Origin of the sequence: Homoserinimonas aerilata, from assembly GCF_006716125.1 — a bacterium.
In the GTDB taxonomy this organism is placed as follows: domain Bacteria; phylum Actinomycetota; class Actinomycetes; order Actinomycetales; family Microbacteriaceae; genus Homoserinimonas; species Homoserinimonas aerilata.
On sequence record NZ_VFOM01000001.1, the window covers coordinates 814,263 to 836,891 of the forward strand.

Annotated in this window: 21 protein-coding genes; 14 read left to right on the forward strand and 7 right to left on the reverse strand. The window is 69.1% G+C overall.

The window, feature by feature from the left end; all coding sequences use genetic code 11:
- Positions 1-12: 12 nt before the first annotated feature.
- Positions 13-648 carry a LysE family translocator gene (locus FB562_RS03860; RefSeq protein ID WP_141879938.1) on the reverse strand — a complete coding sequence of 212 codons (636 nt, stop codon included), beginning with the start codon at positions 646-648 and terminating at the stop codon, positions 13-15.
- 92 nt (positions 649-740) lie between these two features.
- Between FB562_RS03860 and FB562_RS03865 the strand changes: the two genes are divergently transcribed.
- Positions 741-1,418 (forward strand): VOC family protein, encoded by a 678-nt coding sequence (locus FB562_RS03865; RefSeq protein ID WP_141879939.1) that lies wholly within the window; start codon positions 741-743, stop codon positions 1,416-1,418.
- 6 nt (positions 1,419-1,424) lie between these two features.
- Here the strand turns inward: FB562_RS03865 and FB562_RS03870 are convergent, their stop codons facing one another.
- Complete coding sequence (locus FB562_RS03870) at positions 1,425-2,024, reverse strand: TetR/AcrR family transcriptional regulator (protein WP_141879940.1); 600 nt, start codon at positions 2,022-2,024, stop codon at positions 1,425-1,427.
- A 192-nt stretch (positions 2,025-2,216) separates the two neighbouring features.
- Between FB562_RS03870 and FB562_RS03875 the strand changes: the two genes are divergently transcribed.
- From FB562_RS03875 to FB562_RS03895, 5 genes are read left to right on the forward strand one after another with little or no spacing between them, the layout of a single operon-like run.
- Positions 2,217-3,824 (forward strand): carboxyl transferase domain-containing protein, encoded by a 1,608-nt coding sequence (locus FB562_RS03875; protein WP_141879941.1) that lies wholly within the window; start codon positions 2,217-2,219, stop codon positions 3,822-3,824.
- A 16-nt stretch (positions 3,825-3,840) separates the two neighbouring features.
- Positions 3,841-5,820: an acetyl/propionyl/methylcrotonyl-CoA carboxylase subunit alpha gene (locus FB562_RS03880; protein WP_141881070.1), complete on the forward strand. Its 1,980-nt coding sequence runs from the start codon at positions 3,841-3,843 to the stop codon at positions 5,818-5,820.
- Between the two features lies 1 nt (position 5,821).
- Complete coding sequence (locus FB562_RS03885) at positions 5,822-6,988, forward strand: acyl-CoA dehydrogenase family protein (RefSeq protein ID WP_141879942.1); 1,167 nt, start codon at positions 5,822-5,824, stop codon at positions 6,986-6,988.
- A gap of 10 nt (positions 6,989-6,998) precedes the next feature.
- On the forward strand, positions 6,999-7,463 hold the full coding sequence (locus FB562_RS03890) for a MaoC family dehydratase (protein WP_141879943.1): 465 nt from the start codon (positions 6,999-7,001) through the stop codon (positions 7,461-7,463).
- Entirely contained in the window at positions 7,460-8,266 is an 807-nt protein-coding gene (locus FB562_RS03895; protein ID WP_141879944.1) for an HpcH/HpaI aldolase/citrate lyase family protein, read from the forward strand. The genes FB562_RS03890 and FB562_RS03895 overlap by 4 nt, the downstream gene beginning before the upstream one ends.
- 22 nt (positions 8,267-8,288) lie before the next feature.
- On the opposite strand, the gene FB562_RS03900 is transcribed toward FB562_RS03895, so the two are convergent.
- Positions 8,289-9,056, reverse strand: coding sequence for an IclR family transcriptional regulator (locus tag FB562_RS03900; RefSeq protein WP_141879945.1), 768 nt, complete (start codon positions 9,054-9,056; stop codon positions 8,289-8,291).
- Between the two features lie 84 nt (positions 9,057-9,140).
- On the opposite strand from FB562_RS03900, the gene hutH reads away from it, so the two are divergent.
- From hutH to FB562_RS03925, 5 genes are all read left to right on the forward strand, one after another.
- Positions 9,141-10,724 carry a histidine ammonia-lyase gene (gene hutH / locus FB562_RS03905; RefSeq protein WP_141879946.1) on the forward strand — a complete coding sequence of 528 codons (1,584 nt, stop codon included), beginning with the start codon at positions 9,141-9,143 and terminating at the stop codon, positions 10,722-10,724.
- Complete coding sequence (gene hutU, locus FB562_RS03910) at positions 10,721-12,379, forward strand: urocanate hydratase (protein ID WP_141879947.1); 1,659 nt, start codon at positions 10,721-10,723, stop codon at positions 12,377-12,379. The genes hutH and hutU overlap by 4 nt, the downstream gene beginning before the upstream one ends.
- Positions 12,379-13,305 carry an arginase family protein gene (locus FB562_RS03915; protein ID WP_185740451.1) on the forward strand — a complete coding sequence of 309 codons (927 nt, stop codon included), beginning with the start codon at positions 12,379-12,381 and terminating at the stop codon, positions 13,303-13,305. Before hutU ends, FB562_RS03915 begins: the two co-directional genes overlap by 1 nt.
- 10 nt (positions 13,306-13,315) lie before the next feature.
- On the forward strand, positions 13,316-14,458 hold the full coding sequence (gene hutI, locus FB562_RS03920; RefSeq protein WP_141879948.1) for an imidazolonepropionase: 1,143 nt from the start codon (positions 13,316-13,318) through the stop codon (positions 14,456-14,458).
- A gap of 82 nt (positions 14,459-14,540) precedes the next feature.
- Complete coding sequence (locus FB562_RS03925) at positions 14,541-15,407, forward strand: SDR family oxidoreductase (RefSeq protein WP_141879949.1); 867 nt, start codon at positions 14,541-14,543, stop codon at positions 15,405-15,407.
- Between the two features lie 24 nt (positions 15,408-15,431).
- Here the strand turns inward: FB562_RS03925 and FB562_RS03930 are convergent, their stop codons facing one another.
- The 4 genes from FB562_RS03930 to FB562_RS03945 all read right to left on the reverse strand — a co-directional run bounded on the left by FB562_RS03930 (position 15,432) and on the right by FB562_RS03945 (position 20,347).
- A complete protein-coding gene (locus FB562_RS03930) occupies positions 15,432-15,905 on the reverse strand; it encodes a globin (protein WP_141879950.1) in 474 nt (157 codons plus the stop codon).
- Positions 15,902-16,939, reverse strand: a complete 1,038-nt coding sequence (locus tag FB562_RS03935; protein WP_141879951.1) for a mechanosensitive ion channel family protein — start codon at positions 16,937-16,939, stop codon at positions 15,902-15,904. The genes FB562_RS03930 and FB562_RS03935 overlap by 4 nt, the downstream gene beginning before the upstream one ends.
- A gap of 129 nt (positions 16,940-17,068) precedes the next feature.
- A complete protein-coding gene (gene pepN, locus FB562_RS03940; protein WP_141879952.1) occupies positions 17,069-19,606 on the reverse strand; it encodes an aminopeptidase N in 2,538 nt (845 codons plus the stop codon).
- A 69-nt stretch (positions 19,607-19,675) separates the two neighbouring features.
- A complete protein-coding gene (locus FB562_RS03945) occupies positions 19,676-20,347 on the reverse strand; it encodes a hypothetical protein (protein ID WP_141879953.1) in 672 nt (223 codons plus the stop codon).
- 103 nt (positions 20,348-20,450) lie between these two features.
- Here FB562_RS03945 and FB562_RS03950 point away from each other — a divergent pair, with 103 nt between their 5' ends.
- From FB562_RS03950 to FB562_RS03960, 3 genes are all read left to right on the forward strand, one after another.
- Positions 20,451-21,065, forward strand: a complete 615-nt coding sequence (locus FB562_RS03950; protein ID WP_141879954.1) for a mycothiol-dependent nitroreductase Rv2466c family protein — start codon at positions 20,451-20,453, stop codon at positions 21,063-21,065.
- Between the two features lie 72 nt (positions 21,066-21,137).
- A complete protein-coding gene (locus FB562_RS03955; RefSeq protein WP_141879955.1) occupies positions 21,138-21,623 on the forward strand; it encodes a ribose-5-phosphate isomerase in 486 nt (161 codons plus the stop codon).
- A 4-nt stretch (positions 21,624-21,627) separates the two neighbouring features.
- A complete protein-coding gene (locus tag FB562_RS03960; protein ID WP_141879956.1) occupies positions 21,628-22,629 on the forward strand; it encodes an Fpg/Nei family DNA glycosylase in 1,002 nt (333 codons plus the stop codon).

The window sequence follows — 22,629 nt, forward strand, 5'->3', positions numbered from 1 at the left end:
CCTCGGGTGGATTCAGGCGTCGAGCACGGTGGATGCCGCCGTGCCGACGCCGAGCGTCACGAGGATGCCGCCGGATGCGCGCTCCAGCCACAGGGTCACGCGCGGTCGCCGGAGCAGACGGTTGGCGCGGTCCGCGATGAACGTCACCAGGCACAGATAGGCGAGGCCGATCGCCGCCATGATCGCTCCGAGCAGCATCGTGTGGGCGAGCGCGTCGTCGCCGTGCGGCACGAACTGGGGGAGCACCGCAATGTAGAAGAGCCCGACCTTCGGGTTCGTCATGGTCGACATGAAGCCGGCGAAGGCTGCGGTCGGGCGGCGGCGTCGCCCGATCGGTGCGGTCTCGGTGACGGCCTCGACGGCGCTCCTGGCGTGACGGATGGCCTGCACGCCGAGATACACGAGATACAGGCCGCCGACGATCTTGAGGCCCCGATACAGCTCGGCCGACTGCGCGATGAGCGCCGCCAGCCCGACCGCGACGAGGACCGCCCACACGATGGTGGCCACCGCCGAGCCGCACGCGGCGAGCAGCCCCGACAGGCGGTCGCGCAGGGCGAAGCGGAGCGTCAGAACCGTGTCGGGGCCCGGGGTGAGGGCGAGCACGATGGCGAGGCCCGTGAAGGCGAGCAGAGCGGCTGCGGTCATTTTGTGATTGTGGCACGGATGCGCGCCCATGGTGACCTGGTTCGCCGCGTCAGGGCCTTGACCGTGGGCGGGGAGGAGACGAGGGTGGGGGCATGAGCGATGACGATCTCGACGCCACGAAGCGACTCACCCCAGAGCAGACGGCGACGCAGCTTGCCGGAACGGCGTTCGTGCACCTGCGCGGGGCACTGCACGCCGCATACACGACCGCCGACTTCGCCTCCGCGGCCGCACTCGTGGCGCGTGTCGGCGAGGCGGCAGACGCCCTCGACCACCACCCCGATGTGAGCCTCGGATGGGGCAGCGCCCGTTTCGTGCTCAGCTCGCACGATTCGGGCGGCGTCACCGCCAGAGATCTCGCTCTCGCGCAGCGCATCCAGGAACTCGCCGATGCGGCGGGCGCGACGGCGGCCACCCGCGTTCCCGGCAGCTACGACATCGGAATCGACACGGTCGACGCCGACGGCATCCGCCCGTTCTGGAAGGCGGCCTTCGACTACGAGGAGCAGGACCTCGGTGAGGACGGCATCGACCTCGTCGACCCTCGCGGCGTCGCCCCCAAGATCTGGTTCCAGCGCATGGACCCGCCCCGGCTCGACCGCAATCGCATCCATTTCGATGTCTATGTTCCATTCGAGGATGCGGAGGCCCGCGTCGAGGCTGTGCTCGAGGCCGGTGGCACGCTCATGACCGACGAGTTCGCGCCCAACTGGTGGGTGCTGGCGGATGCCGAAGGCAACGAGGTCTGCATCTGCACGAGCACGCGGTGAGGGCTCTCACGCGGTGAGCGCCGCCAGCGCCATCGCCTCGAGCACGCCGCGGGTGGGCGGTGCAGATGCTGCACGCACGCTGTGCGGCGTCGAGTTGATGAGCCCGAAGACGGCCTGCACTCGCACTCTCAGCTCCGAACGCGGTGCCTCCGGGAGCGTCAGGGCGAGCGCGTCGACCCAGAGCTCGCTGTAGCTGCGCTGCAGCCGGCGCACATCGTGTCGGGCGTCCTCTGCGAGGCTGTCGAGGTCGCGGTCCTGCACGCGGATGACGTCGGCGTCGCCGAGCGCGAAGTCGACGTGGAAGGCGACGAGCGCTGCCAGCGTGCCCGCGGCATCCGGATGCTCGTCGACGACCGCCTGTCCGCCCGCACGCAGTGAGGCGCTGACACCGACGAGAAGCTCCGTGAGCACGGCCTGCTTGCCACTGAAGTGACGGTAGACGGCGGGCCCGCTGACGCCGACGGCCGCGCCGAGCTCTTCGAGGGAGACGCGGGAGTAGCCGCGCTCGGCGAACTGGGCTGCCGCCGCCGTGAGCAGGGCGGTGCGGCGCTCGGCCTTGGCCTGGCTGCGGGGGGTGCCGGCCTCGCCCTGGGGGATCGCCGTCATCGCTGCTCCTTGCCGGTCTGGTCAAGTCTGGTCTGGTCTGGTCTCGAGACTGTCGCGCCAGAGCGCGACACCTCGACCAGCGGGTGGCTCTGGAGGGCGTTCCCTCGACCCGCGGTTTCTGTTATCGTAGCATTCAGTTAGCCACCATTAACTCGATTGCAGCCACAAGCTGCTCACCTTCGAAAGCGATCAATGAAGACGCTTCAGAGCCGAATCGACACCAGCGGCGAGGCATTCGCCGCCAATGCCGTTGCCCAGGCGGCCCTCGTCGATGAGCTCCGAGAGCGGCTCGCGGCTGCCGCACTGGGTGGCCCTGAAAGCTCCCGGCAGCGCCATGTCGCCCGGGGCAAGCTGCTGCCGCGCGAGCGCATCGACCGGCTGCTCGACACGGGCAGCCCCTTCCTCGAGATCGCCCCGCTCGCCGCGAACGGCCTCTACGGCGACGAGGTCCCCGGCGCGGGGGTGGTCGCCGGCGTCGGGCTCGTTCACGGCAGGCCCGTGCTCGTCATCGCGAACGATGCGACGGTCAAGGGCGGCAGCTATCATCCGCTCACCGTCAAGAAGCATCTGCGGGCGCAGGAGATCGCGCTCGAGAACAGGCTGCCCTGCATCTGTCTGGTCGACTCGGGCGGGGCGTTCCTGCCGCTGCAGGATGAGGTGTTCCCCGACCGCGACCACTTCGGCCGCATCTTCTACAACCAGGCCCGGATGTCGGCGGCTGGCATCCCGCAGCTGGCCGCGGTGCTGGGCTCCTGCACGGCAGGCGGCGCGTATGTTCCGGCGATGAGCGACGAGACGGTCATCGTGCGGGGTCAGGGCACGATCTTCCTCGGCGGGCCGCCGCTCGTGAAGGCCGCGATCGGCGAGATCGTCACCGCGGAGGAGCTTGGCGGTGGCGAGGTGCACGCGAGCGTCTCCGGCGTTGTCGATCATCTGGCGGAAAACGACGACCACGCGCTGCAGATCATGCGCGACATCGTCGAGACGCTGCCCGCGCCGCTTCCGGATGCCTGGCAGCGGCTCGAATCGCGGCCGCCGCTGGTCGACGAGTCGCAGCTGTACGGGGCTGTTCCCGTCGATGTGCAGGGGCAGTACGACGTGCGCGAGGTCATTGCTCGGCTGGTCGACGCATCCGAGTTCCATGAGTTCAAGGCCGGCTACGGGGAGACGCTCGTGACGGGTTTCGCTCGCATCGATGGGCATCCTGTCGGCATCGTTGCGAACAACGGCATTCTGTTCAGCGAGTCCGCTCAGAAGGGCGCCCATTTCATCGAGCTGTGCGACCAGCGAGGTACCCCGCTCGTGTTCCTGCAGAACATCTCGGGCTTCATGGTGGGTCGGGATGCGGAGGCGGGCGGTATCGCCAAGCACGGCGCGAAGATGGTGACGGCGGTGGCGACGACGCGGGTGCCGAAGCTGACGGTCGTCATCGGCGGCTCCTTCGGCGCGGGCAACTATTCGATGTGCGGGCGCGCCTACAGCCCCCGCTTTCTGTGGATGTGGCCCGCGGCACGCGTGAGCGTGATGGGTGGCCCGCAGGCGGCGGCCGTGCTGTCGACGATCCGGCGCGAGCAGTTGGAGGCGCGCGGCGAGGAGTGGTCTGCCGAGGATGAGGCGGCGTTCCGGCAGCCGATCGCCGAGCAGTACGAGCGGCAGGGCAGCCCCTACTATTCGACGGCCCGGCTGTGGGATGACGGCATCATCGACCCGGCAGACACCCGCCGGGTGCTCGGCCTCGCGCTCGGCGTGTGCGCGGGAGCACCGCTGCCCGATCCGGCTTTCGGCCTGTTCAGGATGTGACGCGGTGACGAAATCGATGAGCCGCTTCGGCTCGGTGCTGGTCGCCAACCGCGGGGAGATCGCGTGCCGTGTCATCCGCACGCTGCAGGCCCTGGGCATCCGTTCGGTCGCCGTCTTCAGTGATGCGGATCGCGACGCCCTGCACGTGAGGATGGCGGATGCCGCTGTGCGACTCGGCGCGGCCCCCGCCCGCGAGAGTTATCTCAACGTCGCTGCGGTCATGGCGGCCGCGCGGGCAGAGCGGGTCGATGCGGTGCATCCGGGGTACGGGTTCCTCTCGGAGAGTCCTGAGCTGGCGCGCGCCTGCGCCGAGGCCGGCATCGTGTTCGTGGGGCCGCCCGTTGCCGCGATCGAGCTGATGGGCGACAAGATGCGCGCGAAGGCCCATGTCGCAGGCCACGGCGTGGCCGTGATCCCGGGCGCGGGGGAGCCGGGTATGTCCGATGCCGAGCTCGCGGTGGCCGCGGATGCTGTGGGCTATCCGCTCATCGTGAAGCCGTCTGCCGGTGGCGGGGGCAAGGGTATGCAGCTCGTCGACGACGCTGCCGGGCTGCCGGATGCGCTCGCGACGGCACGCCGAATCGCCCGCGCGGCCTTCGGTGACGATGCGCTGCTCGTCGAGAGGTTCCTGTCGCGGCCGCGCCACATCGAGGTGCAGGTGCTTGCGGATGCGCACGGCGGCGTCGTGCATCTGGGCGAGCGCGAATGCTCTCTGCAGCGCCGGCACCAGAAGGTCGTGGAGGAGTCGCCCTCGCCGCTCGTTGGTGCGGACGAGGGGCTGCGGCAGCGGATGGGGCTGGCAGCCTGCGACGTCGCACGCAGCGCAGGCTACACGGGCGTCGGCACGGTCGAGTTCCTCGTCTCGGCGGATCGGCCCGAGGAGTTCTTCTTCATGGAGATGAACACCCGGCTGCAGGTGGAGCATCCCGTGACCGAGCTCGTCTGCACGATCGCCGGGCGTCCGCTCGACCTCGTCGAGCAGCAACTGCGGGTCGCGGCAGGGGAGCCGCTCGGCTTCGCCCAGTCGGATGTCGCGCTCAGCGGTCACGCGATCGAGGCCCGCGTGTACGCCGAAGACCCCGACACCGGATTCCTGCCGTCGACGGGCACCGCGCTCTCCCTCCGCGAGCCGAGCGGTGACGGCATCCGTGTCGACAGCGCGCTCTACGCGGGCATGCCCGTCACCGCCGACTACGACCCGATGCTCTCCAAGATCAGCGCGTGGGGTGCCGATCGCGCGCAGGCTCTCGGCCGCCTCGACCGTGCCCTCGCCGACACGCTGCTGCTCGGCCTGCACAGCAACATTGCGTTCCTGCGCGCGCTGCTCGCCGACCCCGCAGTGGGGGCGGGCGAACTCGACACGGGGCTCATCGGCCGGATGCTCGACGACGCCCACGAGACGGGTCACGAATTCAGCGCACTGGGCGAGGAGGCGCTGCCCGCAGCCGCGGCGCTCCTGTGGCACGGCTCGCCTTGGAATAGCGCACAAGCAGGCCCGCGCCCCGGCCCGCACCCCGACCTGTGGCACCGCCGCGACGGCTGGCGCCTCGGCCGGCACCGCCCGCCGGAGATCATGCTGGAGACCAGCGGTATGCGGCAGCTGGTGCCCGTCCCCGAGGAGGCCCCGCACGGCTTCGATGCCGCCCGCGACGGCGACGCGGTCTGGCTGGGCCGCGGAGGAGCATCCGCCCGATTCCGGCGCGTGCACCGCCACGAGCTGCTCGCGGAGACGCTCGCGCAGCTCGACCGCCCGAAGGGAGCAGCGGCCCCAGAAGTGCGCTCGCCCATGCCGGGCACCATCGTGACCGTCACCGTCGCATCCGGCGACAGCGTCACGGCAGGGCAGGTGGTCGCCACGGTCGAGGCGATGAAGATGGAGCACCGCCTGCTCGCAACAGTCGACGGCGTCGTGACAATCGGCGCCGCAGAAGGCGACCCGGTCAGACAAGGCCAGGTGATCGCCACGATCGCTCCTCACGAAGGAGAAGGGAACTGAGATGGGTCACCACCTGACAGAACAGCAGCAGGCGCTCAGCGACGAGGTGCGCGACTTCGCCGACACCGTCGTCGCGCCCGCCGCGTACGAGTACGACACCAAGCGCGAGCTGCCGTACGACATCATCGCCGAGATGGGGCGGATGGGCTTGTTCGGGCTGCCATTCCCGAAGGAGTACGGCGGGCAGGGTCGACCGTATTTCGATCTGTGCATCGCCGTGGAGCAGCTCGCCCGGGCCGACCAGTCCATAGCGGTCACCCTGGAGGCGGGGGTGGGGCTCGGCGCGATGCCCGTGTACCGCAGCGGCACCGAGGAGCAGCGGCAGGAGTGGCTGCCCATGCTCGCGCGCGGAGAGGCGCTCGGGGCCTTCGGCCTGACAGAGGCGGATGCGGGCAGCGATGCCGCAGGAACCAAGACGACAGCGCGGCTCGACGGCGGCGACTGGGTCATCAACGGCACCAAGCAGTTCATCACCAACTCGGGCACCCGCATCACGCGGCTGGTGACGATCACCGCCGTCACCGGCGAGTCGACGCGCGCCGACGGCAGCACCGCGAAGGAGCTCACCGCCATCATCGTGCCGGCCGGAACCCCCGGCCTGACCGTGGAGCCCTCCTACGACAAGGTCGGATGGCACACCAGCGACACGCATCCGCTCACCCTGCGCGATGTGCGCGTGCCCGAAGCCAACCTGCTGGGGGAGCGTGGCCGCGGCTTCGCCAACTTCATCCAGACCCTCGACGAGGGCAGGGTCGCGTTCGCCGCCCTCTGCTCGGGCGCCGCACACGGCTGCCTGGAGGAGGCGATCCGTTACGCGAAGAAGCGCAACGTGTTCGGGCATCCGATCGGTCAGAACCAGCACATCAACTTCACGATCGCCCGCATGCAGTCGCGCGCGCACTCGGCGCAGCTGGCCTGGCAGGATGCCGCCCTGCGGCTCGATCGCGGGCTGCCGTTCAAGATGCAGGCCAGCCTGGCGAAGCTCATCAGCAGCGAGGCCGCCATGGCGAACGCCCGCGATGCGGCGCAGATCTTCGGCGGCTACGGTTTCATGAACGAGAACGCGGTCGCGCGGCACTACCGGGATGCGAAGATCCTGGAGATCGGCGAAGGCACAACCGAGGTGCAGCTGATGGTGATCGCGCGCGAGCTGGGGTTCCGACCGTGAAAGGCAGGCCATGAAGGAGATCGAGCAGCGGGGCCTCTGGTTCGAGGAGTTCGACGAGGACGCCGTCTACCTGCACAGGCCGGGGCGCACCATCACGGAGGCCGACAATGTGCTCTTCACGACGCTCACCATGAACACGCAGTCGCTTCATCTCGACGCTGCGTGGTCGGCCGGGCAGCCCTTCGGGCAGCGTCTCGTCAACTCGATGCTGACGCTGTCGACCATGGTGGGGTCATCCGTCGCCCAGCTGACGCAGGGCACGATCGTCGCCAATCTCGGCTTCGAGCGGGTCGAGTTTCCGGCGCCGCTGTTTCACGGCGACACGCTGTACTCCGAGACGCGCGTGCTCGCGAAGCGGCTGTCGAAGTCGCGGCCGGGGCAGGGCATCGTCACACTCGAACACACGGGCCGCAACCACGATGGCACTGTCGTGGGGGTGGCGGTGCGCTCTACTCTTGTTCAGTGCGCTCCATGACATTTGCGATGGGTCCTGCCATCCTCTTCTGCCCCGCCGACCGCCCCGAACGCTACGAGAAGGCCGCAGAGCGCGCGGATGCCGTCATCCTCGATCTTGAGGACGCCGTCGCGCCCGCAGCGAAGGCCGCCGCCCGCGAGAGCCTTTTCAAAGTCAAGCTCGACCCGGCCCGCACCATCGTGCGCGTCAACCGGGCCGACGGCGAGCACTTCGCCGCCGATCTGGCCGCGCTCGCCCAGACCGGTTACCGCACGGTGATGCTGGCCAAGGCCGAATCGGAGAGGGAGCTGCTGCCGCTCGCCGACTATGCGGTCATCGCGCTCATCGAGACCGCCATCGGCGTGCAGGAGGCGCCGCGCATCGCGGCCGCCTCGAACGCCGTCGGCCTCATGTGGGGAGCGGAGGACCTCATCGTCTCGCTCGGCGGAACCGGCAGCAGGCACCCGGACGGCTCCTATCGGGATGTCGCCCGCCACGCGCGGGCGAGCGTTCTGCTGGCCGCCGGCGCGCAGGGCAAGGCGGCGATCGACGCGGTGCACGTCGACATCTCCGACACGGACGGGCTGTCGGCGGAGGCGACGGATGCCGCAGCGAGTGGCTTCACGGCGACCGCCTGCATCCACCCCAGCCAGGTTCCTGTGATCCGCGAGGCGTACCGGCCGAACCCCGACGAGGTCGCCTGGGCGCGCCACGTCGTGGAGGCGGCGGCCCAGCACGGCGGCGCGTTCAAGCTGGACGGACGGATGGTCGACGAGCCGGTCATCCGCCACGCCGAGCGCATGCTGCGCCGCGCACAGGCCTGAGCCTCGGGCGGGGCAGGCGAAACTAGGCGCGTCCCCGGATGCGGCGGCTCAGCGTCTCGGCTGCGGAGCGCACGGCGCGACCCAGACGCATCCGCTCCGCATCGTCGACGGATGCTCCCCTGAAGGTGAGGCCGACGGATGCCGCAGGGTAGTCATTGTGGTCAAGCACGGGCGCCGCGACGGAGGCATAGGGGAGCGTGATGTCACCATCCTCGGTGGCCCAGCCGCGCTCCCGGGTCTCCTCGAGCATCCGCTGCAGCTCGGCGGTCGTCGACGGGCCGTGTGAGGTGCGCCGCGGCAGGGGCGCGTCTACCGAATAGATGGCCTCGAACTGGGCGGGTGGCAGCGCCGCGAGCATGGAGCGCCCCGTCGCGGTGAGATGGGCGGGCAGCCGAACCCCGATGCTCGTGACCACGGCGGGCGCGCGGGCCGCCGCGATCTTCGAGGCGTAGACGACGTCGTCGTGCTGCAGCAGGCCGAGGTGGGCCACGAGCGGGCGCTTCGTCTCGGCGACGAGCCGTTCGAGTACGGGGCCGGCGAGGCGGGCGAGCGTGTTCGATGCGAGAACGGAGGAGCCGATCTCGCCGAGCAGTGCGCCGAGCGCGTAGCCCTGATGTTCGGGCGAGTGGATGACGAAGCCCTCGTCCTGCAGGGTGCGCAGCAGCTGGTAGGTGGAGGAGCGCGGCAGTCCCAGCTCGCGGGCGATCGTCGCCGCGCGCACGGGGCCGCTGCGGGCGGCGAGCAGGCGGATGACGCGCAGAGTGTCACGCGCGGCGGGAACGGTGCCCATGAGGCCTCCCATTGTCTGGTATCCCAGACACTACTGACGGTTTCAGTCTGCCGCAACGCGCATCCGCGGTGTCTGATGGGAGGCATGACACTCCGCACAGCGACAGCACCCACCGTGGGCACAGAACCCGTCACGCTCGACATCGGTGCTCCGTCCTTCGCCGACGTCGTCGCTGTGGCACGCGAGGGTGCGCGCGTCGAGCTGGGTGCTGCGGCGCTCGATGCGATGGCGGCGAGCCGGGCGATCGTCGATGCGATCGCCGCCGATTCTCGCCCCCACTACGGCGTGTCGACAGGTTTCGGTTCGCTCGCGAGCAAGCACATCCCGGTCGAGCGGCGGGTGCAGCTGCAGCGGTCGCTTGTGCGCAGTCATGCCGCCGGCAGCGGGCCGGAGGTCGAGCGGGAGGTCGTGCGCGCCACGATGCTGCTGCGCCTCTCGACGCTCGCGACGGGTCGCACGGGTGTGCGTCCGGTCGTCGCCGAGACCTACGCGGCCATGCTCAACTCCGGCATCACGCCCGTCGTCTACGAGTACGGCAGCCTCGGATGCTCGGGCGACCTGGCACCTCTGGCCCACTGTGCGCTGGCGGCGATGGGCGAGGGCGACGTGCGCGATGCATCCGGAACCCTGTCGCCCGCCGCGGATGCTCTGGCCGCAGCGGGCATCGCCCCGCTCGAGCTGCACGAGAAGGAGGGGCTCGCGCTCATCAACGGAACCGACGGCATGCTCGGCATGCTGGTGCTCGCCCTCGCCGATCTGCGCGCGCTCGTCACGACGGCGGATCTTGCGGCCGCCATGAGTGTCGAGGGTCTCACGGGCAACGGTGCCGTCTTCGCTGCAGATCTGCAGGCGCTGCGGCCCCATCCGGGTCAGCGCGACTCGGCGGCGAACATGCGCGCGGTGCTGGCCGGGTCGCCCATGCTGAGCAGGCCGGAGGGATTCACGAGGGTGCAGGATGCGTATTCGCTGCGCTGTGCGCCCCAGGTGCACGGCGCGGTGCGCGACACGATCGACCATGCGGCATCCGTCGCCGGGCGCGAACTGGCGTCGGCCATCGACAATCCCGTCGTGACCCCGGATGGCCGCCTCGAGTCGAACGGCAACTTCCACGGCGCCCCGCTCGGCTATGTGCTCGACTTCCTGGCGATCGCCGTGGCCGATCTCGCGAGCGTGAGCGAGCGTCGCACCGACCGCTTTCTGGATGTGGCCCGCAATCACGGTCTGAATGCGTTTCTGGCGGATGATCCGGGCGTCGACTCCGGGCACATGATCGCGCAGTACACCCAGGCCGGAATCGTGAGCGAGCTCAAACGCCTCGCTGCACCCGCGAGCGTCGACTCCATCCCATCGAGCGCCATGCAGGAGGACCACGTGTCGATGGGGTGGAGCGCCGCCCGCAAGCTGCGGCGCTCCATCGACGGGCTGGGGCGGGTCGTCGCGATCGAACTGCTCACGGCGGCACGTGCGATGGACCTGCGCGCCCCGATCGAGCCGGGCCCCGTGGCATCCGCCGTCCGTGCTCGGCTGCGCACGCGGGTGCCGGGGCCCGCAGGAGGGGACCGCTACCTGGCGCCCGAGATCGCGGCCGCGCACGAGATGGTGCTCGACGGTTCGCTTCTGGCGGCCGCCGCATCCGTCGTCACAGAACAGGGAGGAGAGCTCGTATGAGCGCAGGAGCGCGCCCCGTCAAGGCGTTTCGTGGCACCGAGCTGCACACGCTCGGGTGGCAGCAGGAGGCCGTTCTGCGGATGCTGCAGAACAACCTCGACCCGGAGGTCGCCGAGCATCCGGATGCCCTCGTCGTCTACGGCGGCACGGGCAAGGCCGTGCGCGACTGGGACAGCTTCGACGCGATCGTGCGCACCCTGACGACGCTCAAAGACGATGAGACGATGCTCGTGCAGTCCGGCAAACCGGTCGGGGTGCTGCGTACCAACGAGTGGGCGCCGCGCGTGCTCATCGCCAATTCAAATCTCGTCGGCGACTGGGCGAACTGGGACGAGTTCCGCCGCCTCGAGCAGCTCGGGCTGACCATGTACGGCCAGATGACGGCCGGTTCGTGGATCTACATCGGCACCCAGGGCATCCTGCAGGGCACCTATGAGACCTTCGCCGCGGTCGCCGCGAAGAGCTTCGGCGGTTCGCTGCAGGGCACGGTGACGCTCACGGGCGGGCTCGGCGGCATGGGTGGCGCGCAGCCGCTCGCTGTCACGATGAACGACGGCGTCGCCATCTGCGTCGACGTCGACCCCTCACGCATCTCGCGGCGTCTCGAGCATCGCTATCTGGATGTCGAGGCGCAGTCGCTCGAGCATGCGCTGAAGCTCGCCTATGAGGCCCGTGATGCGAAGAAGCCGCTCAGCATCGGCCTGCTGGGCAATGCTGCGGATGTCTTCCCGCGCCTTCTCGAGATGGGTGCGGAGATCGACATCGTCACCGATCAGACGAGCGCGCACGACCCGCTCGCCTATCTGCCGCTCGAGTTCTCCTTCGAGGAATGGGCGGATGCGCGCACGGCTGACCCGCACGGCTTTGCGGATGCCGCGCGCCGCTCCATGCGCCGGCAGGTCGAGGCGATGGTCGGGTTCCAGAGTGCGGGGGCGGAGGTGTTCGACTACGGCAACAACATCCGCACGGAGGCGAAGACCGCGGGCTTTGCGGATGCGTTCGCGTTCCCCGGTTTCGTGCCTGCGTACATCCGGCCGCTGTTCGAACAGGGCAAGGGGCCGTTTCGGTGGGCGGCGCTCAGCGGGGACCCGGCCGACATCGTCGCGACCGACCGGGCGATCCTCGAGCTCTTCCCCGAGAACGAGTCACTGGCGAAGTGGATTCGGATGGCGGGGGAGCGCGTGCAGTTCCAGGGGCTGCCGGCGCGCATCTGCTGGCTCGGTTACGGGGAACGCGACAGGGCGGGGCTGCGGTTCAACGAGATGGTCGCCTCCGGTGAGCTCTCCGCGCCTGTCGTCATCGGGCGCGACCACCTCGACTCCGGCTCCGTGGCGTCGCCGTATCGTGAGACGGAGGCCATGAAGGACGGCTCGGATGCGATCGCCGACTGGCCGCTGCTGAACGCGCTCGTCACCACCTCGTCGGGGGCCACCTGGGTGTCCATCCATCACGGGGGCGGTGTCGGTATCGGCCGCTCCATTCACGCCGGTCAGGTGATCGTCGCCGACGGCACCGAGCTTGCCGCGCGCAAGATCGCCCGGGTGCTCAGCAACGATCCGGCGATGGGGGTGCTCCGCCACGCCGATGCCGGATACGACGACGCGATCGACACCGCGGAGCGGCTCGGGGTGCGCATCCCGATGAGGGAATCCTGATGGCCCTGTCCGCTGACCCCCTGTCCGCTGGCCCCCTGTCCTCAGGCCTACTCTCCTCCGACCCGCTGTGGCCGCGCGCCGGCGGCTGGCCTGCGCCCGAGGGCGAGGCCGTCGACCTCGGCCTGATCGGCATCCCGACCTGGCGCACTTCGCTCTCGCCGACGAACGCGGGTCTCACTCCGGCCGCCGTGCGCGCGGCGCTGCGCTACTACAGCGAGCATTTCGGGGGAGCCCCGGATGCGCCGTTCACTGTCGCCGACTGGGGTGACGTCATCGATCCGGATGCTGATGAGCGCGCCGCGATCGCTTCGGTCGCCGCAGTGCGGGCGCGCCTGCTCGTAGCCCTCGGAGGGGACAACGCGGCGACGGTGCCCGCAGCGCTCGGCACCTGGGGCGCGCGCATCGGCACGGCGGGGCTCGTGACGGTCGACGCCCACCACGACCTGCGCGATGGTGTGAGCAACGGCTCGCCCGTGCGCCGGCTCATCGAGGCGGGTCTCGATGGCAGCCGGGTCGTGCAGATCGGGATCTCCGACTTCGCCAACTCGGCGGAATACGCCCGACGGGCCAAAGATTTTGGCGTGACGGTAGTGCATCGTGACGAGCTGCACGGTCGGAGCATGGCGGATGTCATGACCGAGGCGCTCGAGGTGGCCGGTTCCGCCGGAGGGCCGATCCACGTTGACCTCGATGTCGACGCCTGTGATCGCGCGGTCGCCCCCGCCTGCCCGGCCGCTGTGCCCGGGGGCATCAGCGCGCACGAGCTTCGCGTGGCCGCGCGGGAGGCGGCCCGGCATCCGCTCGTCGAGTCGGTCGACCTGACCGAGGTCGATGCGAGCGCCGATGCACCGGACGGGCGCACGGTCCGTCTCGTCGCGCTCTGCGTGCTCGAAGCGGCGGCGGGCCTGAGACTGCGAGAGGGCTGAGGAGACGACCATGAGCATCCTCATCGACGACATCGGCCTGCTTGTCACGAACGACCCCGAGCGCGGGCCGCTGACCGCCGAGCGTCGCGACGCCGCGGTCATCGTGGATGACGGCGTCATCGCGTGGGTCGGCGACAGGGTGGATGCGCCGGCAGCAGACGAGCGCATCGACGCGGGCGGACGCTGCGTGATCCCCGGTTTCGTCGACAGCCACAGCCATCTCGTCTTCGCCGGCGACCGCTCGGAGGAGTTCGCGGCACGCATGTCCGGGCATCCGTATACCGCCGGCGGCATACGCCGCACGGTCGCTCTGACCCGCGAGGCGACGGATGCCGAGCTCGCCGCGAACACCGCCCGGCTCGTCGCCGAGATGCGGGCGCAGGGCACCACAACGGTCGAGATCAAGGGCGGCTACGGGCTGACCGTCGACGACGAGGCGCGCTCGCTCATGGTCGCCGGCAGCTTCACGGCAGAGACCACCTATCTCGGCGCGCATGTCGTGCCCCCGGAGTTCGCGGGAGACCCCGCGGGCTACGTCGAGCTGGTCACGGGGGCGATGCTCGACGCCTGCGCCCCGCACGCGCGCTGGGTCGACGCGTTCTGCGACGACGGCGCATTCGATGTGGACCAGGCGCGCAGCATCCTGACCGCGGGGCAGGCCAGAGGTCTCGGCGCCCGCCTGCACGCGGGGCAGCTCGGCGAATCCGGCGGGGTGCGCCTCGCGGTCGAGCTCGGGGCCGCAAGCGTCGACCACTGCACCTTCTTGAACGAGGCCGATGTCGACGCCCTCGCGGCGGGGTCCACGGTGGCGACGCTCCTCCCGGGCGTCGAGTTCTCGACGCGACAGCCGTATCCGGATGCCCGCCGCCTGCTTGACGCGGGCGTCACGGTGGCCATCGCGACAGATTGCAACCCGGGTTCCTCGTTCACCTCGTCGATGCCGTTCTGCGTCGCCCTCGCCGTGCGCGAGATGGGCATGACGCCCGCGGAGGCGCTGTGGGCGGCGACGGCCGGCGGAGCGCAGGCGCTGTGGCGGCACGACGTGGGGCGTGTCGCCGTGGGCGCGCGGGCCGATTTCGTCGTGCTGGATGCCCCCAGCTATGTTCACCTGGCCTACCGCCCGGGCGTTCCTCTGGTCGCACGCGTCATTTAGCGGGTCGTCCAGGGAAGAATCGGGGCGGGCAGCGCGTTTGCCCGCATGTAAGCCTCGTTCACCACAACCTCGAAGGAATGTCATGACCCTCGCCCTCACAGGAGCAACCGGCCACCTCGGTCGCCTCGTCCTCGAATCGCTTCTCGCGCGGGGCGTGGCCCCCGACGACATCGTGGCGATCGGCCGAGACACGTCCAAGCTGGCCGACTTCGCCGAGCGAGGGGTGCAGCTTCGCACGGCCGACTATTCGAAGCCCGAGACCCTCGCCGCGGCCTTCGAGGGCGTCGACCGCCTCCTGCTCATCTCGGGCAGCGAGGTGGGCCAGAGGGTGAAGCAGCACGGCAACGTGATCGACGCGGCGAAGGATGCGGGGGTCGGCTTCATCGCGTACACGAGCGCCCCGAGGGCCGACACGAGCGACCTCGTGCTCGCCCCCGAGCACAAGGCGACGGAGCAGCTCATCCGTGACTCGGGCATCCCGTTCTCGTTCCTGCGCAACGGCTGGTACACCGAGAACTATGTCCAGGTCGCCCAGCAGGCGAAGCACACGGGGCTCATCATCGCGAGCCTCGGCGACGGCACCGTCGCGAGTGCTTCACGCAAGGACTTCGCGGATGCTGCGGCCGTCGTGCTCGCAGGCCCCGGTCACGAGAACAGCGTCTACGAGCTTTCGGGCGACACCGCCTGGGGATACGAGGAGCTCGCACAGGTCGTCTCCGACATCGTGGGGCGTGAGGTCACCTACAAGCGTGTCTCGTCGAAGGAGCACCGCACGATCCTCACTAAGGCGGGGCTGCCGATGGGGCAGGCCGGTTTCGTGGTCTCGCTCGACACCAACACGCGCGATGGCGCGCTCGGTCTCGTCACGGGTGATCTCGCTCGCCTCATCGGCCGCCCGACGACGCCGCTCGCAGAAGGTCTGGCAGAGGCGTACGCCGCCGCCGAGTAGCCAGATCCCTCGACCAGCAGGTGGCTACTCCTCGAACGTGTTGAGCATTGCCGTCGCGGCGCGGTCGAAGTACCCCCACAGGGTTGCGTCGTCGAGCGGGCTCAGTTCGAGCGTGTCCTGCGCTGCCCGCATGTGCTGCAGCCAGCGGTCGCGTGCGTCGGGGTTGATCTTGAACGGCACATGGCGCATCCGCAGTCTGGGATGTCCGCGCTGTTCGCTGTAGGTGCCGGGGCCGCCCCAGTACTGTTCGAGGAACATGGTGAGCCGCTGGATGGCGCCTTCGAGGTCGTGTGCCGGGTACATGGGCCACAGCACGGGGTCGTGTTGCACGCCGTCATAGAAGCGTCGCACGAGGGTCTCGAATGTGGCCCGGCCGCCGATCTTCTCGTAGAAGCTGCCGCCTGCGGCTTCGCCGTGCTCGCCGACGCGCAGGGTCACCGGGCTGATCTGCCCCACGGGCTGGTCCTGCGGAGCCTGCGCTGCGCTGTCGTTGCTCATTCCTGGTCCTTCGGGTTGGCCTTGCCGTCGCGCTTGCGAGTGCTGGTGTTGTCGCCGGTGATGGGCAGCGGCCTGGTCTTGGGCGGTCTGGCGCCGCCGACGTTGGTGGCTCCGTCGTAGCCTTTGAGCACGACGCTGTTGAGCGCGGGCAGGCGCACTCCCATGTCGTCGAGTGTGCGTTTGAGTCTGGCGCGCAGCTCGCGGGCGACGTCGTCTTTGCTGGCGGAGCGGGTCTTGACGACGAGGCGCACGACGACCGCTTCGGAGGAGATCGATTCGATGCCCCAGATTTCGGGCTTCTCGAGGATGCGGCTGCGCCATTTCGAGTTCTGGAACATGTCCATCGCTGTTGCGAGCATCCGCTCCTGCACCGCTTCGACGTCGGAGTCGTAGGGCACGGCGAGGTCGATGATGGCGCGCGCCCAGCCCTGTGAGAGGTTGCCGACGCGCAGGATCTCGCCGTTGCGCACGTACCAGAGTGTTCCGTTGACGTCGCGCACCTGGGTGACGCGGATGCCGACCACCTCGACGACGCCGGTCGCGTAGGACAGGTCGACGACGTCGCCGACGCCGAGCTGGTCTTCGCCGACCATGAAGATGCCGTTGAGCACGTCTTTGACGATGTTCTGCGCGCCGAAGCCGAGGCCTGCGCCGACGGCGGCGCTGATGATGGCGAACGCACCTGTCGCGTTGGGGAACAGGACGGCCACCAGGAGGAGCACCGCCATGATGACGATGACCGCGGTGACGGCGCTGTTGAGCACGGTTCCGAGGGCTCGGGTGCGCTGTACGACGCGCACGGCGGCGAGTGGTGAGGCGAAGAGCGCGGCCGTGTCTTCGACGTTCTGTTTCTTCTTCACGCCGTTGACGACGCGGTCGACGACTCGCCGGATGATGATGCGCAGCACCCAGTTGAGGGCGATGGCCACGACGATGATGAGAACCACCTTGACCGGAACCTGCCAGAGCTCGATGAAGGTGCGCACGCCGGCCCAGAAGGCCGTCCAGTCGAAGGGTGCCGTGGTCTCGTCCATAGGTCTACAAGTCTACGGTCGCGCCCCTGAAAGGCCGTGGATGCCGGATGCCGCAGCCGGGCCTCCCGCCCCACCGGGTGAAGGGTGAGGGCGGGAGGATCAGCCCCGGATGCCTGCGATGCCGATCATTTACGCGTCGCGTGCCTGCACCCGCAGTGCGCGCTCGACGCCGTCGAGGTTCTCGATGACGAGACGACGCAGCGCGGGGATCTCCGGGTTCGCGGCCAGCCAGGCACGGGTCGCGTCGACCAGCTCCTGGGAGGCGAGCGGCGCCGGGTAGAGGCCGTCGATGAGTGACGACGCGATTCCGTAGCTGCGCGACTCCCAGATCGTGTTCACACTCGAGAAGTAGCGCTCGATGGCGGGCCGCAGCACTGAGGCGTCGTTCACATGCTGGAAGCCGAGGCCGGTGTGCCGCACGATCATGTTCGGGGCCGTGTCGTCGTCGACGACCGACGCGAATGCCGCGAGCTTCTTCTGCGCATCGGGGAACGTGGCGCGCACGCGGGCGGCGGCCTGCTGGCCGTTTGCGGTGTTGTCCTTCGCGAGGGCCGCGTCGATCTCCGCCTCTGTCGCCTCGCCGTTCAGCACGAGGCCCTCGAGCAGCTCCCAGCCGAGGTCGGTGTCGATCGTGAGGCCGTCGAGCGTGATCGTTCCGTCGAGCAGCTCGCGCAGCGTGCGCGCATGCTCCTGTGTCGACGCGATGCTGGCGAAGAACTTCACGAACTGGAACTGCGCATCCGATCCCGCCTCTGCCTCCTGGGCGAGCTTCCACAGCTCGGTGCCCACGAGCTCGATCGTCGCCGCCTTCTTCTCCGGGGCGACATAGGAGCGGGCGACCGCCGTCAGCTGCCCGAGGGTGGTGCGGATGGTTGTGCTCTCCGTCTCGCTGGCGATGTTGCTGAGCACAAGGCGAACGTAGTCGCTGGCGGGCGTCTCGGCGTCACGGGTCGCATCCCACGCCGAACCCCACACGAGGGCGCGCGCGAGCGGGTCGCTGATGCGGCCGAGGTGCTCCAACGCGGTCGCCTGCGACACCTCGTCGAGGCGGATCTTCGCGTACGCGAGGTCGTCGTCGTTGATGAGCACGAGGGCGGGCCGGTTGAGTCCGACGAGCTCAGGGATGGAGGTGCTCTCCCCGTCGACGTCCACCTCGACGCGGTGCACGCGCTCGAGTCGGCCGTCGTTCAGCTCGTAGAAGCCGACGCCCAGGCGGTGGGGGCGGATGGTCGGGTAGTCGACGTGCGCCGTCTGCTCGATCGCGAACGAGGTGATGGTGCCCGTGGCATCCGTCTCGATGCGGGGGCGCAGCGTGTTGACGCCTGCCGTCTCGAGCCACTTGGCGCTCCAGTCGGAGAGGTCGCGACCGCTCGTCGTCTCGAGCTCGGCGAGCAGATCGCTCAGCTCGGTGTTGCCGAAGGCGTGCTTTCTGAAGTATGCGGCGACTCCGGCGAAGAACGCGTCACGGCCCACCCAGGCGACGAGCTGCTTGAGAACCGAGCCGCCCTTCGCATAGGTGATGCCGTCGAAGTTGACCTGCACGTCCTCGAGGTCGTTGATGGTGGCGACGACGGGGTGCGTCGAGGGCAGCTGGTCCTGGCGGTACGCCCAGCTCTTCTCCATGGCCTGGAACGTCGTCCACGCCTCCGTCCACTCGGTGGCCTCGGCGGTCGAGATCGTCGACGCCCACTCTGCGAAGGACTCGTTCAGCCACAGGTCGTTCCACCACTTCATGGTGACGAGGTCGCCGAACCACATGTGGGCGAGCTCATGAAGGATGGTGACGACGCGGCGCTCCCTGACCGCATCCGTCACCTTGCTGCGGAACACGTACGTCTCGGTGAAGGTGACCGCGCCGGCGTTCTCCATGGCGCCCGCGTTGAACTCGGGCACGAACAGCTGGTCGTACTTCTCGAAGGGGTACGGGAAGTCGAACTTCTCCTCGTAGTACTCGAAACCCTTGCGCGTCACGTCGAAGATGTAGTCGGAGTCGAGGTACTCGGTGAGCGACCTGCGCGAGTACACGGCCAGCGGGATGGTGCGGCCGTCGCTGCTGGTGAGCTCGCTGTGCACGGAATCGTAGGGGCCGGCGACGATCGCCGTGATGTACGACGACATGCGCTGCGTGGGGGCGAAACGCCACACCCGCTTCGCCTCGCCCGCGTTCTCAGGCTCCGGGGTGGGGGAGTTGGAGACGACGACCCAGTGCTCGGGCGCGGTCACGGTGAACGTGAACGTCGCCTTCAGGTCGGGCTGCTCGAAGACGGCGAAGACGCGACGACTGTCGGGCACCTCGAACTGTGAGTACAGATACACCTCACCGTCGACGGGGTCGACGAAGCGGTGCAGGCCCTCACCCGAGTTCGTGTACTCGGCGTCGGCGACGACCTCGAGCACATTCTCGGCCGCGAGACCATCGAGCTGGATGCGAACGCCATCAGCCGCGGATGTGTCGACCGACTCCCCATTGAGCGTGATCGAGTGCACAGTGCGCGTGAAGGCGTCGATGAACGTCGACGCACCCGGCGTCGCCGAGAACGTCACAACGGTCGAGCTGCGGAACGTCTCCTCACCTGTCGTCAGGTCGAGCGCGACGTCATAGCTCGAGACGTCGACGATGGCCTTGCGCTCCTGCGCTTCGATACGGGTGAGGTTGTCTCCGGGCATGCTGTCGCTCCTAGCGTGCAGTCGAATTCGAGTGACCGGATGTGGTCGCAGACAAGCCTAATCGGCACCTCAGCGACTCAGAATGGAAACCACCTCGACCTCGGGGGAGGGCAGGCGCCCCAGAACGCGGAGACAATCGTCGACGGATGCCCTCAGCATCTCGTACAGGACGGCATCCGGATCATCGATGCACGCCTGCGCGACGCCGAGCACCGCAGTGCTCACGATGGCGCGCCCCTGTCGGGTGAACGACAGTGTGCTCCGAGGTGTGAGGTCACGGCAGAAGCCCTGCGCCCACTCCCACGCGAGAGGGGTGTCACGGGAGACCCCGCGCACCATCTCTCGTTCCTCCTCGGATGCCCCGCCAAGCGCCTCGAGCATCCGCTCGCAGGAGATCACACCGCTGGCCAGCGCCCGCTGCCTGCTCTCCGCCACGACGGGCAGCGCGGTCGTCGCCGCACGCAGGGCGAGCACCACATCCAGGCGCGGATCCGACCCGGTCAGGCCGATCACCGACGGGATGAGCGGGGCCAGCCTCTGGCGGCCGTCATCGCCCGTGAAATCGTTGACGCCCCGCGCCAGAAACGCCAGCAACGGATGCGTGCACTGCGGATGATCACTCCACCGCTCACCCGCAAGATACGAAGCGAACTCCATGAAGCACGCGCCCTGCCGCGGGCGGCGATGCCTCCCGGCAGAGAGCACGGGCATGATCTCGGGTACGACACTGACATTCGTCATGAGCCACCTCCACGATGAGACGGATGCGCTCCCTCAAGTGTGCCCCCGAAGCGTGCAGAGCGCCAGAGCCGGGCACGCAGCCGAAGCCTGCTCTAATGGAGGCATGAGCGAAACAACCCCCACCCGCGTTGACTTCTGGTTCGACCCCTCCTGCCCCTGGGCCTGGATGGCCAGTCGCTGGGTGAAAGAGGTCGCCCACCACCGCGACCTCGAACTGAACTGGCACGTGATGAGCCTCGCCGTGCTCAACGAAGACAAAGACGTCGACGACGACTACAGGGCGTTCTTCCCGCGGGCGCTCCGCTACACCCGGCTCGTCGCGGCGCTCGCCGAGATCGAGGGGCAGCAGATCGTCGAGCCCCTCTATGACGCCCTCGGCACCCGCATCCACCCGGGAGGCTCGAAGGACCCCGACGAGGTCATCCCTGCGGCGCTCGCCGAACTCGGGCTCCCCGCCGAGTACGCGAAGTACGCCGACAGTGACGAATACGACGCGCAGATGCGCGCCAGCCACTTCGACGGCATCAACAGGGTCGGGCAGGATGTCGGCACGCCCGTCATCGCCGTCGACGGCGTAGCCTTCTTCGGACCCGTCATCTCGCCGGCACCCAAGGGGGAGCAGGCGCTCGCCCTGTGGGACGGCGTCGTCGCCGCGGCGCGCTACGACGGATTCTTCGAGCTCAAGCGTTCGCGCACGCGCGACCCCATCTTCGACTGAGGCCTGCGGGTCGCGGCCTGTCGCGCATCCGGTCGATTCTCGGCCCGTGCCGCTCACTCCTAAACTGGCCTCATGCGCATCCACATCGCCACCGATCACGCCGGTCTGGAATTCAGTCGGCAGCTGCAGGAGCACCTCACGGGGCAGGGCCACGAGGTCGTCGATCATGGGCCGATCGCCTATGACGCGCTCGACGACTACCCCTCGTTCTGCATCAATGCCGCACGTGCTGTGGCCGGCGACAGGGCGGCTGGTCTCGAATCGCTCGGCGTCGTCTTCGGCGGTTCGGGCAACGGTGAGCAGATCGCCGCGAACAAGGTCGTCGGCGTGCGCGCCGCGCTCGTCTGGAACACCTCGACCGCCGAGCTGGCGCGCGAGCACAACGATGCCAATGTGATCTCGATCGGTGCGCGCCAGCATTCCGTCGAGGAGGCGATCTCCTTCATCGACACGTTCATCGCGACCCCGTTCCCGGGTGAGGAGCGGCACGCGCGTCGCATCGCCCAGCTGGGGGAGTACGAGACGACGGGCCTCATCACGGGCCACCCGATCATCTGACGCCATGCCAGAAGGTCATTCCGTTCATCGCATCGCCCGCCAGTTCGCCCTGCATTTCGTCGGCCACAGCGTCGCCGTCTCCTCTCCGCAGGGCCGCTTCGCCGCCGGCGCGACCGAGATCGACGGGCGCGCGATGGTCAGTGCGAGGGCCGTGGGCAAGCAGATGTTTCTCGAGTTCGACAACGAGCTGACCTTGCGCGTGCACCTGGGCCTCTATGGCGCGTGGGATTTTGCGGGCGACATCACGGCGGATGCGACGACGGCCTCAGCGGGCGGCCGCATGGGGCAGACCAATCAGCGCGGCACCGTCGCCGACGGCGCGGGCACCCGCGGTGAGAACGAGGGATCGCTGCACAGCATCGGCGCCCCGCGACGCACCAGGCTCCGGATGTCCGAGGCCGAGAGTCTGAGAGAGGCGCAGGGCCCCGATCAGGACGTGTTCCCGCCCGAGCCGATCGGACAGGTCAGGGTGCGGCTGCTCACGGAGCGCGCCGTCGCGGATCTCCGCGGGCCGACGGCCTGTGAGGTGCAGCAGCCCGCCGAGGTTGCGGCCTCGCTGGCGAAGCTCGGGCCCGATCCGCTCGTCGACGACCCGCAGGAGGGCGAGGAGCGCTTCGTGGCGACGGTGCGTAGGAAGGCCACCCCGATCGGCCTTCTGCTGATGGATCAGGCCGTCGTCAGCGGCATCGGCAACGTCTATCGCGCCGAACTGCTGTTCCGCGCGCGCCTCGACCCGTACACGCCCGGAAAACTCGTGCCGGAGGAGCTCGTGCGCGAGCTCTGGCGCGATTGGACGCATCTGCTGCGTCTCGGCGTCGAGACCGGCCAGATGATGACGATGGACGGCCTCGACCCTGAGGCGTACCAAGCGGCCCTCGCGAGTCGCGACGACCGGCACTGGGTGTACCACCGCGAGGGTCAGCCATGCCGCGTGTGCGGCACGCATGTGACGATGGCGGAGGCTGCGGGGCGCAAGCTCTACTGGTGCCCCAACTGCCAGCGATGA

Bases quoted from the DNA above. Each gene is read 5' to 3' on its own strand.
- FB562_RS03860 (WP_141879938.1), bottom strand. From the start codon at position 648: ATGACCGCAGCCGCTCTGCTCGCCTTCACGGGCCTCGCCATCGTGCTC.
- FB562_RS03865 (WP_141879939.1), top strand. From the start codon at position 741: ATGAGCGATGACGATCTCGACGCCACGAAGCGACTCACCCCAGAGCAG.
- FB562_RS03870 (WP_141879940.1), bottom strand. From the start codon at position 2,024: ATGACGGCGATCCCCCAGGGCGAGGCCGGCACCCCCCGCAGCCAGGCC.
- FB562_RS03875 (WP_141879941.1), top strand. From the start codon at position 2,217: ATGAAGACGCTTCAGAGCCGAATCGACACCAGCGGCGAGGCATTCGCC.
- FB562_RS03880 (WP_141881070.1), top strand. From the start codon at position 3,841: ATGAGCCGCTTCGGCTCGGTGCTGGTCGCCAACCGCGGGGAGATCGCG.
- FB562_RS03885 (WP_141879942.1), top strand. From the start codon at position 5,822: ATGGGTCACCACCTGACAGAACAGCAGCAGGCGCTCAGCGACGAGGTG.
- FB562_RS03890 (WP_141879943.1), top strand. From the start codon at position 6,999: ATGAAGGAGATCGAGCAGCGGGGCCTCTGGTTCGAGGAGTTCGACGAG.
- FB562_RS03895 (WP_141879944.1), top strand. From the start codon at position 7,460: ATGACATTTGCGATGGGTCCTGCCATCCTCTTCTGCCCCGCCGACCGC.
- FB562_RS03900 (WP_141879945.1), bottom strand. From the start codon at position 9,056: ATGGGCACCGTTCCCGCCGCGCGTGACACTCTGCGCGTCATCCGCCTG.
- hutH (WP_141879946.1), top strand. From the start codon at position 9,141: ATGACACTCCGCACAGCGACAGCACCCACCGTGGGCACAGAACCCGTC.
- hutU (WP_141879947.1), top strand. From the start codon at position 10,721: ATGAGCGCAGGAGCGCGCCCCGTCAAGGCGTTTCGTGGCACCGAGCTG.
- FB562_RS03915 (WP_185740451.1), top strand. From the start codon at position 12,379: ATGGCCCTGTCCGCTGACCCCCTGTCCGCTGGCCCCCTGTCCTCAGGC.
- hutI (WP_141879948.1), top strand. From the start codon at position 13,316: ATGAGCATCCTCATCGACGACATCGGCCTGCTTGTCACGAACGACCCC.
- FB562_RS03925 (WP_141879949.1), top strand. From the start codon at position 14,541: ATGACCCTCGCCCTCACAGGAGCAACCGGCCACCTCGGTCGCCTCGTC.
- FB562_RS03930 (WP_141879950.1), bottom strand. From the start codon at position 15,905: ATGAGCAACGACAGCGCAGCGCAGGCTCCGCAGGACCAGCCCGTGGGG.
- FB562_RS03935 (WP_141879951.1), bottom strand. From the start codon at position 16,939: ATGGACGAGACCACGGCACCCTTCGACTGGACGGCCTTCTGGGCCGGC.
- pepN (WP_141879952.1), bottom strand. From the start codon at position 19,606: ATGCCCGGAGACAACCTCACCCGTATCGAAGCGCAGGAGCGCAAGGCC.
- FB562_RS03945 (WP_141879953.1), bottom strand. From the start codon at position 20,347: ATGACGAATGTCAGTGTCGTACCCGAGATCATGCCCGTGCTCTCTGCC.
- FB562_RS03950 (WP_141879954.1), top strand. From the start codon at position 20,451: ATGAGCGAAACAACCCCCACCCGCGTTGACTTCTGGTTCGACCCCTCC.
- FB562_RS03955 (WP_141879955.1), top strand. From the start codon at position 21,138: ATGCGCATCCACATCGCCACCGATCACGCCGGTCTGGAATTCAGTCGG.
- FB562_RS03960 (WP_141879956.1), top strand. From the start codon at position 21,628: ATGCCAGAAGGTCATTCCGTTCATCGCATCGCCCGCCAGTTCGCCCTG.